This is a genomic window from Azospirillum rugosum, from assembly GCF_017876155.1.
Classification (GTDB): domain Bacteria; phylum Pseudomonadota; class Alphaproteobacteria; order Azospirillales; family Azospirillaceae; genus Azospirillum; species Azospirillum rugosum.
This window is the reverse complement of record NZ_JAGINP010000026.1, coordinates 101,557-113,505: the sequence shown is the minus strand read 5'-3', so window position 1 is coordinate 113,505 and position 11,949 is coordinate 101,557. Positions and strand designations below refer to the sequence as shown.

Sequence of the window (11,949 nt, the reverse complement as noted above, 5' to 3'; positions counted from 1 at the left end):
CCACCCTCACCCCAAACCCCTCTCCCCTCAAGGGAGAGGGGCTTTTTCTCCACTGTATCAGCCACTTACCGCAATGGCGAAATGTGTGCATACCGTAGCGCCTTCGCGGGGATGACGATGGAATTTCTGCGTTCATAAATCCAAAGGTGCTCACGCGACCGCCCGTTCCTCCGCCGCGCCGGGGCGCGGGCCGATCACGGCGGTCACGTTGCGCTGCCGCCAGACGCCGGGCGGGACGCCGGCCAGGCGGGTGAAGGTGCGCGTGAAGTGGCTCTGGTCGGCGAAGCCGCAGGCCAGCGCGATCTCGGCCAGCGTGCGCGCCCGGTCCTGCATCAGGGTCTTGGCGTGATCGACGCGGCGTTGCAGCAGCCACTGGTGCGGGGTGGTGTTGGTGGTCCGCCGGAAGGCGCGGACGAAATGGCCGATGGACAGCCGGCATTCGGCCGCCAGGTCGGCCAGCCGGATCTCCCCGTCCAGCCGGGCCGCGATCATCTCCTTGACCCGGCGTTCCTGCCAGGAGGCCAGGGTCCCCGCGGTCCTGGACGAGGCCAGCCGGCCATAGGCGGCGACGATGTGCGTCGCCAGCGCGCAGCTGACATGGTCGAGGAACAGCAGGCTGATGCGCTCCGGCGTGGCGAGCGCCGGCAGCATGGCCGCCGCCATGGCGGCGATGGTGCCGTCGTCGACGCTGCCGCTCGGCTCGATGTCCAGATCCTCCAGCTGGTCCCGCCGGCTGTCCGGGAAGATCGTCTCCAGCACGACACGCGGCAGGTGGAAGGTCATGGTGTCGAAGGCGGTGTGCATCTCGCAGTCGATGCAGCGGCGGTAGTCGTGGATGCTCGTCAGCCCGGCGATGTTCCGCGGCTTGTTCACCAGCTTTCCGTCCACCCGGATGTCGGAGCGGAAATGCGTCAGGTGATGGCTGACCAGAAAGGCGTCCTCGATCTCCGGACGGTCGTAGGGTCCGAGGCCGTCGGTGTCGCAGCGGACCCGGGCGATCCCCACCATGCCCCGTCCGATCCGGCGGACCAGGACCTTCGGCTGGTTGGCGACCGGGATGAAGCGAAGGTCGAGATTGCTGCGCGCGGCCGTGGCCATGGTTGTCCCCCGTTGCGTCGCCTTGGGTAGGCTGTCCGAACTCCCCACAGATCCCCGCTTTACGGGGGCCGCCTTGCGGAACGGCGGCGGTCTGCTTCCTTTTGCCAAAGGGTAATCGGGGGGCGGGGCGTTGCGCCATTGAGCGCAGATCGCTTTTCACCGTGACAAGGTAGAGCGGACCTAGACCTTGGTATAATCGGGAATCCTGGCACGAACGGGCGCCCGGTTCCGGATCCGATCGGACAAGCCGGGCCCACATTGGACAAGACCACCGGGACCGCCCCCGCCAGACTGCCCGTTCCCGCCCACAGCCTCATCCTGGAAACGGTCGTCCCGCATGTCGCCTTCCGGTCAGTTCGAACTCGTGCTTGGGTTGATGGCGGCGGTGGTGGTGCTGGAGCTGGCGGCGCACCGGCTGCGCCTGCCGCCGTCGGCGGTGCTGGTGGTCGGCGGCATCGCGCTGGCGCTGGTGCCGGGCCTGCCGGACATCACGCCCGATCCCGACCTGACGCTGCTGCTCTTCCTGCCGCCGCTGCTGTTCGCCAGCGCCTACTTCACGGTGTGGAGCGACTTCCGCGCCAACCTGCGCATCATCCTGCAGCTGGCCGTGGGGGCGGTCGCCTTCACCACCCTGGCCGTCGGGCTGGTGGCCCATCTGGTGATGCCGTCGCTGCCCTGGGCGGCCTGCTTCGCGCTGGGCGCCATCCTGTCGCCGCCCGACGCGGTGGCGGCCAACGCGGTGCTGAAGGGCCTGCCTCTGCCGCCCCGGCTGGTCACCCTGCTGGAAGGCGAGAGCCTGGTGAACGACGCGACGGGGATCGTGCTGTTCCGCCTCGCCGTCACCGCCGGGCTGACGGGGAGCTTCGAGGCCGGGCCGGCGGTCGCGGAGTTCCTGTGGCTGGCGGTCGGCGGCGTGGCGGCCGGGGTCCTGTTCGGCCAGGGGGCCGCGCTGCTGCTGGGCCGCCTGCGCGACGTGTCGCTCAGCATCGTCGGGACCTTCCTGGCCGCCTGGGGCTCCTATTTGGCCGGGGAGGCGCTGGGCGTGTCCGGGGTGCTCGCCACCGTCGGCGCCGGGCTCGTGATGGGCTGGCGCCAGCACGCGCTGTTCTCCGCCCTGGTGCGGACCCACGCGCACGCGGTGTGGACCCTGGTGGTGTTCCTCCTGGAATCGCTGGTCTTCATCATCATCGGGCTGTCGCTGCGCGGCGTGCTCGGGCGGATGGCGGAAGGGGGGACGGCCCTGACCAGCCTCCTGCCGGCGATCGCCGCGATCGCCGCGACGATGATCCTGGCGCGCTTCGCCTGGATCTTCCCGTCGACCTACATCCCCCGCTTCTTGCTGCCCGGCCTGCGCCGCCGCGATCCCTACCCGTCCGTCGCCGTGCCGGTGATCATGAGCTGGGCCGGGATGCGCGGCGTGGTCAGCCTGGCCGTCGCCCTGTCGATCCCGGAGGCGTTCCCGGGGCGCGACGTTATCCTGGTGACCACCTGGGCGGTGATCCTCGTCTCCATCCTCGTGCAGGGGACGACGCTCGCCCCGCTGGTCCGCGCGATGCGGCTCGGCGGCTTCGCGTTGGAGCGGCGGCCCACCCTGTCGGAGCCGGAGGCCCGCGTCCGCATGGCCCAGGCCGCGCTGGAGGCAATGCGCAAGCGCTCCCGCACGCTGGACGGCGGGGAGCGTCACCCCCGCCTCGTCGAGCAGTACAGCCACCGGGCCGAGATGGCGGTGCGCTTCAGGGACAGCAACGGCAGCCTCGCGGACGACCGGCGGGAGCATTTCGCGGCCGTGCTGACCGCCAACCGCGCCGCCCGGGCGGAGATCCTGGCGCTGCACCGCTCCGGCCGCATCCACGATTCCGTCCTCCACCGCCTGGAGGCGGAGCTTGACCTGGAAGACCTGACCGCCGAACGCGTCCTGTCAGAAACCGAGGACGGTGGCTGAGGGGCGCTAATCCCCTCTCCCCTCTGGGGAGAGGGTTAGGGTGAGGGGGTTGCGCTTTTGCCGGACGTACCAGATGGCGGGGCCCCCTCACCCTCCCCTCTCCCCAGAGGGGAGAGGGTTGAACGGCCAAATGCGACAGCCCTGCCGACGGCCTACGCCCCCTCGGCCTGCGGGACCAGCGTGTCGACGATGCGGACCAGGTCCACGACCGACCGCGCCTCCATCTTGCGCATGGCTTGGCCGCGGTGCAGCTTCACCGTCGCCTCGCTGAGGCCGAGGTCGCCGGCGATCTGCTTGTTGCGCAGGCCGGACACCACCATCAGCGTGATCTCGCGCTCGCGCGCCGTCAGCGTGTCGAAGCGGGCGCGGTGCAGGACCAGCGCGCGTTCCTGGTCGCGCCGCGCGCGGTGGCGGGCGATGGCCGCCTGGATGGAGTCCAGCAGCTCCTGGTGATGGACCGGCTTGGTCAGGAACTCGAAGGCGCCCAGCTTCATGGCGCGGACCGACATCGGCACGTCGGCGTGGCCGCTGATGAAGATCACCGGCAGGCTGTTCCCGGACTTGGCAAGCTCGGCCTGGAAATCCATGCCGCTGCGCCCGGGCAGGCGGACGTCCAGCACCATGCAGCCGACGTCGATGGACGGCCGACCATCCACATACTGCTGCACCGACGCGAAGCTTTCCACGCGGAGCCCCACGGAATCGAGCAGCCCTTCCAGCGCTTCCCGGACCGCCTCGTCGTCGTCGATGATCACGACGGTGGCCGTGGCGGCGGCGGTGGCGGTGGCATTGCCCTCGGCTTTCGTCCCCATCAGCTCTCTCCCGCTCCACCGGACGACACCGGCAGCACGACCTCGAACACGCTGCCGCTGGGGGTGCCGCGCGCCGCGGTCAGCTGCCCGCCGTGGAGTTCGACGATCGACCGGCTGATCGACAGGCCCATGCCCAGGCCGTCGGCCTTCGTGGTGTACAACGCCTTGAACAGGACGTCGACGTCCGTTTCCGCGAAGCCGACGCCGCTGTCCTCGACGCGCACGCGGATGCAGCCGTCCTCGGCGCTGGTGGTGATGCGCAGCCGGCGGTCGGCCACCGTCGGCGCGTCCATCGCCTCGATGGCGTTGGTCACCAGGTTCAGCATCAGCTGCTGGAGCTGCACCCGGTCGCCGTGCACCCAGGGCGGCCCGCGGAGCAGGTCGGTCTCCACCGCGATCCGCGCCCGCCGCAGCTCCGCCCGCACCAGCGCCAGCGTGTCGGCGATCAGCGCGCTGATGTCCACCCAGCCGGGGTCGGCCGGGGTCCGGCGGGCCAGCGCGCGGATGCTGCGCACCACGTCGCCCGCCCGCTGGGCGTCGCGCACGATGCGCTCGACCACGGCGCGGGCCTTGGACAGGTCCGGCTTCGCCTTCGACAGGTGCTGGAGGCAGGTGCCGGCGTTGGTGACGATGGCCATCAGCGGCTGGTTGACCTCGTGCGCGATCGCCGCGGCCAGTTCCCCCATCATGGTCAGCCGGCCGATCTGGGCGAGGTCGGCCTGCGCCTTGCGCAGCGCCTCGGCGATCTGCCGGCGCAGCGTCAGGTCGCTGAACACCAGGATGGCCCCGGCCACGTCGCCCCGGTCGTCGATGATGGCGGAGCAGCGCTCCTCAACAACAATGCCGGGCGTGGAGACGTTGGCCGCCCCGCCCGCCGCGCAGCGGGGCAGCAGCCTGGACAGCCGTTCCGGCGGCGCCAGGTCGCGGCTGCGCAGGACGAGGGCTGCGAAATCCTCCAGCGGCTCCTGCGTTTCCTCGTCGATCACGGCGAAGACGGCCGACAGGGGCTGCCCCACCGCCTCCGCCGCGGTCCAGCCCGTCATCGTCTCGGCCACCCGGTTCATGAAGTCGACCCGGCCCCGCCCGTCGCACAGGATGACGCCGTCGCGGATGCTGGCCAGCGTGGCGGCGTAGCGCCGCTCGCCCAGGCGCAGCTTGGCGTCGCTGGCGTGCTTGTACAGCGCCATCTGGATGACGGTGCGCATCTGCGGCTCTTCGAACGGCTTCAGCAGATAGCCGAAGGGCTCCGTCATGCTGGCGCGCTGCACGGTCTCGTCGTTGGCGTAGGCGGTCAGGAAGACGACCGGGATCTGGTGGGCGTCGCGGATGCGCCGCGCGGCCTCGATCCCGTCCATCTCCCCCTCCAGCCGGATGTCCATCAGCACGAGGTCGGGCTGGTGGCGGTTGGCGAGCTGGATCGCGTCCTCGCCGCTGGCGGATGTGCCGACCACCACATGGCCCATGCGGGCGAGCTGCTCCCGAATATCGCGTGCGACGACGCGGTCATCTTCAACGATCAGGATGCGGGCCGCGATCATTCATGTCCCCGGTTGCGACCCTTCAAAGGAAAGGTGACCACGAATTCGGTGCCTGTGCTGGAGCTGTATTGTAGAGTTCCGTGCAATTGGCTGGTCAAATCATCAACAAGTTGCAGTCCGATGGTGTCCAGACTATCGGGATCATGATCGTCCGGCAAGCCCACGCCGTCGTCGCGGACGGAGAGGCGCCCCTGCTCCCCTTCTGCGGTCAGGGCCGCGGTAAGGGAAACGCGCAAGACCCCGCGTCGGCCGGCCGGGAAGGCGTGCTTCAGCGCGTTGGAGACCAACTCGTTCACGATCAGGCCGCAGGGCACCGCCCGGTCGAGGTCGAGCTTCAGGTCGTCCAGCTCGGTCTCCAGCCGCACCGCCCCGCCGTGGGAGGCGTAGGCGCGCAGCAGATGGGCGCACACCGATTCCAGATGGGCCCGCATCGGCACCCGCGCGAAGTTGCCGATGCGGTACAGGTTCTCGTGCACCAGCGCCATGGAGCGCACCCGGTCGCGGCTGTCGGCGAACAGGGCGGCCACCGCCTTGTCCTCGATCCGGTTGGCCTGGAGGTTGAGCAGGCTGGTCACCAGCTGGAGGTTGTTCTTGACCCGGTGGTGGACCTCCTTCAGCAGCGCCTCCTTCTCCTCCAGCGTCGCGTTCTCCAGGGATGTCGCGGCCTGCGCGCCCAGCAGCGTCAGCACGTTGACCCGCTTGGGCGTGAAGGCGTGGGTCGCCAGCGTGTTCTCCAGGTGCAGCAGCCCGACGACCCGCCCCTGGCGGACCAGCGGCATGCACAGGATGGAGCGCGCCGCGGTGTCAAGGACATAGGGATCGGCGGAGAAGGGGCCCGTCGCCCGGGTGTCGTCGACGATCACCGTCTCCTGGTCGCGGATGGCGCCGTGGATCATCGCGTGCGGCAGCGGGACCCGCTCCACATCCTCCTGGACGAGGCGGACGGAGACGCCGTCGGGGCCGGTCGCCGCCTCCGCCTCCACCCGCAGCCGCTCGCCGCGCGCCAGGATCAGCAGCCCGCGGCTGGCCCCGGCATGCTCCAGCACCAGGGTCAGCAGCGTGGCGGTCAGCTGCTCGACGCTCGCCTGGTCGGACACGGCCCGCAGGGTGTCGAGCAGAGTCGCCAGGTCCACGCCGTCGAAGCCGCCGGGGGGTCCTGCCGCGGCCGGGTCGCCCCGCTCCCCCAGAAGGGCCGGGTAGCGCTGGTCGAGCTGCCGGACCTTGGCCGTCGCCCCCCAGCGGGCGTAGCAGCCCCGCGCCTCCCGGATGCTGGCGAGTTCCAGGGTCGGCACGCCCAGCCGGCGGTAGAAGGCGGCGGCGCGTTCCTGGGCCAGCGCCTCCACATGCGGCAGGGCGGTGCGCTGGGCGGCCTGCACCGCCCGGTCGTAGCCGCGCATCGCGTCCTCCGTCCGGCCATCGATCCGCGCCGCCTCCGCCTCCACCAGCTGGAAGCGGGCCTCGAAGCTGTCGGGGCTGTGGCCCGCCCAGGCGCGCAGCTGGTCCCGGTGCCGCGCCAGCGCCGCGGCGTGACGGTCTCGCTCCTCGTCTGAAGCACCATCCATCGCGCCCGCCCGCGCCAGCGCCGCGTGGAACTGGTAGGAGGCCATCTCCAGATGGCCGGAGGTGGTCCACAGCAGCCCCTCCGCCCGTTCCGCGGCCTCCACCGCGCCGGCCATGTCGCCGGCGACGCAGCGGAGCTGGAGCGTGCGGATCCAGTGCCAGCAGGTGGCGATATCCAGGCTGGGGTTGGCGAGCAGCCGCGCCTCGAACGCCGCGTTGTCGAAGCCCGGCCCGTCGAAGGTCCCCAGCCCGTGGGTCAGCCCGCGCAGCGCCCGCACCATCTGGAGCTGGGTGGTCAGGATGTCGGCGCACAGCCCGAACTTGACCTGCCGGACATAGGCCATCCGCGCCTCCGCCGTGCGCTGGACGGTCGCCAGCGGGTCGCCGGCCGCGATCATGCTGGTGACCAGCGTGACGCTGGTGAAGCCGCCGTAGGTGACGTCGCCGGCCTCCCGCGCCTCCTCGAAGGCGCGCAGCAGGAGCGGACGCTCGCTGCGCACGTCGCGCGTCCAGGGCACCACATGGTAGGCGAAGGTCATCAGCACCCGCGCGCGGTAGCGGGTCCGGCCGTGGCGCTCCGCCAGGTCGTAGCCGAGCCGCCCGAAGTCGTAGCCGGCGGCGTAGTCGCCGAAATAGGGCCCGGCGACCATGCCGAGATAGGCGAAGCCGAGGGCCGAGGCGTCGCCGGCGCCGTGCTGCAAGGACAGGTTCGCCATGCGGCACAGGATCAGGCAGACCAGGTTGCGGTCGCTGAAGAAGGCCGGCGGAAGGGCGGCGGCCAGCACGTCCAGCGTCGCCCGGCGGTCCGGGTCGTCGATCCCGGGAAGCCCGGCCAGCGACGCGATGGTCCGGTCGCCGATGGCCTCCCGCAGCCGCGCGTATTCCCGGTGGGCGAGGTCCGCGGGCGGATGCGCCGGCCAATCGATTCCGACGTCGCGCAGGTAGGCGAGGCAGCTGTCGATCGCCCGGTCGCTGCGGTCGATGGCGGTGTAGAGGGTCACCAGGAGTGCGGCGATGGCGGCGCGGTCCGGCGGTCCCTCCGCCCGCCCGACGAGGTCGAGCAGGCGCTGTTCGGCCGCCTGAAGGTCGCCGCCCAGGAACTCGCACTCCGCGCGCAGCAGCTCCAGCGCGAAGCTCAGGCGGTGCTGCCGCTCCCAGCGCTGGTCGTCGAGCAGGGACAGGCCGCCCAGCACGTAGGTGAGGGCCGACCCGTGGGCGCTGGTCGCCTTCGCCCGCCGGCCGGCGGCGAGGTAGAGTGCTGCGACCTCCGCCCGCTCCCCGTCGTCCACCACCAGGGGCAGGCAGCGGTCGTACTGGCCGACCAGCTCGAACAGCCGCTCCCCCGCGAGGTCGTCGCCGAAGCCGCGGCTGAGCGCGCGCGCGATGTGGCAATGGAGGGCGCCCCGCTCCTCCTCCGGGACCAGGGCGTAGGCGCCCTCCTGCACCCGGTCGTGGAGGAAGCGGTAGCCATCCTCCGTCCGCAGCAGCAGCCCTTCGGCCACGACCGCGTCCAGGGACCGCTCGACCTCGGCGGCCGGCACGCCGGCGGCGGTGGCCAGCGTCGACAGCCGCACCGCGGCGCCCAGGCCGGCGAAACGGGCCAGCAGGGTCCGCGCCAGCGGCGGAAAGCGGCCGAGCCGTTCGGTCATCAGCGTGGCGATGCTGTCGCCCGACCGCGCCGCCTCGATCGTCGCCATGTCCCAGCGCCAGCGCCGGTCGGCGCGGTCGAAGCGCAGGCGGCCGGAGCGCTCCAGCGCGATCAGCAGCTGCACGGCGAAGAAGGCGTTGCCGCCCGTCCGGCCGTGCAGCAGGCCGGCGAGATCCGCCACCTCCTCCGGCCGGCGGTCCAGGCTGTCGGCGATCATCCGCCGCAGGTCGGCGGGGGAGAGCGGCGCCAGCGTGATCTCCTCCCGATCAATCTCCTGGGGGTCAATCTCCTCCCGGTCTGGGTCCGGCCCGGCCGCCCGCACCCGCTCGATCAGCGTTTCCAGCGGGTGGCCGGGGCCGACCTCGTCGCTGCGGTAGGCGCCGACCAGCAGCAGATGGCCGGGGCCGCCGTCGGCCAGCAGCCGGTCCAGCAGGTCGAGCGTGGCGCGGTCCAGCCATTGCAGGTCGTCCAGGAACAGCACGAGCGGGTGTTCGGGCCGGGCGAAGACCTGCAGGACCCGCCGGAACAGCCGGTCGAAGCGGTGCTGCGCCTCCTGCGGCGGCAGGTCGGCGACCGCCGGCTGGTCCCCGATCAGCAGCGCGAGGTTCGGGGCCAGCACCGTCATCAGGGCGCCGTTGCCGCCCACCGCCTCGCGCAGCGCGCGCCGCCAGTGGTCGCGCTGCGGGGCCGGCTGTTCCAGGATGCGGTCGACCAGCGCCCGGAAGGCCTCCGACAGGCTGGCGTAGGGAAGGTCGCGCCGGCTCTGGTCGAACTTGCCGGCGACGAACAGCCCGCGCGGCGGCACCACCTGCCCGCGCAGGGCATGGACGACGGAGGACTTCCCGATGCCCGACCGGCCGGCGATCAGGACGACGCCCATCCGCCCCCGCTCGGCGACGCGGTCGAAGGCCGCGCGGAGCGTGGCGACCGGCTGCTCCCGCCCGTACAGGGTGGAGGGGGGGCGGAGGCCTTCCGGCAGGTCGCGCCGGCCGACGGAAAAGCGGGGGACGGATCCGCGCGTCTCCCACGACCGCAACGCGTCGGCGAGGTCACGCGCCAGGCCGTCGGCGGTCTGGTAGCGGTCCTCCGCCGTCTTGGCGAGCAGCCGCAGCAGGATGTCGGACAGGAGCGGCGGCAGGTCGGGACGCTGCACCTCCGGCGGAATGGGGGGACGCGCCAGATGCGCGTGGATCCACTCCATCGGCTCATGCGCGTTGAAGGGCAGCGCCCCGGTGAACAGCTCGTACAGCGTGACGCCGAGCGCGTAGAGGTCGCTGCGCCGGTCGACCGGCCGGTTCATCCGCCCGGTCTGTTCCGGCGCCATGTAGGCGATCTGGCCGGGGAATTCCGCCACTCCAGAACCGCCCGACGGCCCATTCGGCAGCGCGGCGGAGAGCGCGCAGGCCCGGCCGAAGCCGGTCAGCCGCACGGTCCGGTCGTCCCCGACCATCAGGTTGAACGGCCGCAGGTCCCGGTGCAGCAGCCCGCGCCGGTGCAGCTGCCCGACCGCCTCGGCGGCCCGCAGCGCGATGGTCAGCCTCTGGCCCAGCGGCATCGGCGCCGTCGCGAGTTCCGACAGCGGCTGCCCGCCGGGATCCGCGAGGGTGAGCGCCTCCGCCATCCCGGCCGGCGCGTCGCCGGGACGGCCCAAGTCGAGCGGCTTCACCGCCCAGGCGGGGTCGAGCCGGTCGGCGAGGTCGTGCTCCCGGCGCAGCCGGGACAGCGTGTCCGCGATCCGGCCACCTGCCATCAGGCCGTCCGGATCCGCCATCCTGACCAGGAAGGGAAAGGGCTGCCCCGGCCGCGCCACCCGCACCAGCCAGGTTTCGCCATCGTTCCCCAGAACGTCGTCACCGGGACCGACCATCCCCGGACGCTCCACGCTCACACCCATGCACCGGCCTTTCCCATGGGCGCTCCCGGCGCCCCGTCGGCGCCCATGGTAGCGCCATTCCGGAACGCGGGGGGACTCTCTGTTGAGGAGGCGCGGTCCGTCCATTCCGGAGCAAGTCCTCGTCGCCCGTCTCCCCCGCCTGTGTCAGTGATTGTGGGCACGTTTCCAATCAATGCCGCGGCGGCGCCAAGTCATGGCGTGCGCCGCGCGGCGCCATGCGCGGCCTGTTCCGCCCGTGGCCTTACGACGACGGGGGGTTGCGCATGCCGGCCGTGAAGCTTGCCGAAATGGACTTTTCCGATGGCCTGAAGACGAAGCACCTGAAGGTGCCGGCCATGAAGGCCACCGTCGAGCTGAAGGACATCCCGAAGGACCTCCAGAAGGCCATCGACAAGGACAAGCTGATCGTCCAGAACCTGGTCGCGGTGGCCTACGAGCAGCTGAACTCGTCCCGGAAGGACATCCACGGCGCCCTGAAGGACTTCGACGCCAACCTGGACAAGAAGCCGCCGGCGAGCGAGAAGGAACTGGCCGACCGCGAAAAGACCATCAACGTCCTGTGCAAGCAGATCGCCGACGCCCAGGGCGGCCTCGCCGTCAAGGCGGTGGAGAAGGCCTGGGCCAGCTACGTCAGCAAGAAGAAGGACCTGGCCAAGTTCAAGCTCCAGTTCGGCTGGAAGATGGTGCAGGGCTCCATCAGCATCCTGGCCGGCACCGTCTCTGTCGCGGTGAACATCGCCGGTGCGGCGGCCAGCGCCGGCGGGGCGACGCCCGTCGCCATCCTCGGCATCTGCGCCACGGTCGGCAGCATGGCCAAGACCGCCGTGTCCATGGCGGCGGAGATCTACACCTACGCCCGCGACATCGAGAAAGCGGAAAAGGACCTGCGCGCCACCGACGATACGCTGGCCGACGCCTACAGCAGCGGCACGCTGACCGCCAAGACGACCGCGCGCGAGCTGGCGTCGATCCTCGGCGTGCCCTTCATCAAGTCGGTCGGCGGCATGGAGAAGCTGCTGGTCGAGTTCCACGCCAAGACCGCCAAGATCGAAGAGAAGTCCGACAAGCTCTATGAGTATGCCAACAAGCTCATGAAGCAGATCGAAAAGCTGGAAAAGGAAAAGCTGCCCAAGGAAGCCAAGGCGATGGCGAAGATCCTGGGCGAGAAGGTCACCATCACGCTCGACAAGATCCACGAGCTGCAAGCCAACGTGAAGACCAAGGACGCCTTCTACGAGCAGATGAGCCAGCACCACGAGGTCTACAAGGCGATGCGCGGGGCGCCGCTCCAGAAGATCGGCATCACGAAGGAAACGGCCGACACGCTGATCTTCATCGGCTCCACCCTGAAGACCATCGTCGACACCTCCATCAAGCTCGCCAAGCTGGCCGGCGGCTGAGCGCAGGCTGGTCCGGCTTGATCCTGTCCGGTGCGGCGGTAGGATCGGGGCCGCACC

At 71.0% G+C, this 11,949-nt stretch carries 6 protein-coding genes; 2 read left to right on the top strand and 4 right to left on the bottom strand.

Annotation, left to right across the window (positions count from 1 at the left end; genetic code table 11):
- Nucleotides 1-150 precede the first annotated feature (150 nt).
- A complete protein-coding gene (locus J2851_RS29110) occupies nt 151-1,098 on the bottom strand; it encodes a helix-turn-helix transcriptional regulator (protein WP_209770773.1) in 948 nt (315 codons plus the stop codon).
- Nucleotides 1,099-1,435: 337 nt separating this feature from the next.
- On the opposite strand from J2851_RS29110, the gene J2851_RS29105 reads away from it, so the two are divergent.
- Entirely contained in the window at nt 1,436-3,040 is a 1,605-nt protein-coding gene (locus J2851_RS29105; protein ID WP_209770771.1) for a Na+/H+ antiporter, read from the top strand.
- A 152-nt stretch (nt 3,041-3,192) separates the two neighbouring features.
- On the opposite strand, the gene J2851_RS29100 is transcribed toward J2851_RS29105, so the two are convergent.
- From J2851_RS29100 to J2851_RS29090, 3 genes are read right to left on the bottom strand one after another with little or no spacing between them, the layout of a single operon-like run.
- Nucleotides 3,193-3,852, bottom strand: coding sequence for a response regulator transcription factor (locus J2851_RS29100; RefSeq protein ID WP_209770769.1), 660 nt, complete (start codon nt 3,850-3,852; stop codon nt 3,193-3,195).
- Nucleotides 3,852-5,390, bottom strand: coding sequence for a response regulator (locus J2851_RS29095; RefSeq protein WP_209770767.1), 1,539 nt, complete (start codon nt 5,388-5,390; stop codon nt 3,852-3,854). Before J2851_RS29095 ends, J2851_RS29100 begins: the two co-directional genes overlap by 1 nt.
- Nucleotides 5,387-10,492: an AAA family ATPase gene (locus J2851_RS29090; RefSeq protein WP_209770765.1), complete on the bottom strand. Its 5,106-nt coding sequence runs from the start codon at nt 10,490-10,492 to the stop codon at nt 5,387-5,389. Before J2851_RS29090 ends, J2851_RS29095 begins: the two co-directional genes overlap by 4 nt.
- A 263-nt stretch (nt 10,493-10,755) precedes the next feature.
- Here J2851_RS29090 and J2851_RS29085 point away from each other — a divergent pair, with 263 nt between their 5' ends.
- Nucleotides 10,756-11,892: a hypothetical protein gene (locus tag J2851_RS29085; RefSeq protein WP_209770763.1), complete on the top strand. Its 1,137-nt coding sequence runs from the start codon at nt 10,756-10,758 to the stop codon at nt 11,890-11,892.
- Nucleotides 11,893-11,949 lie beyond the last annotated feature (57 nt).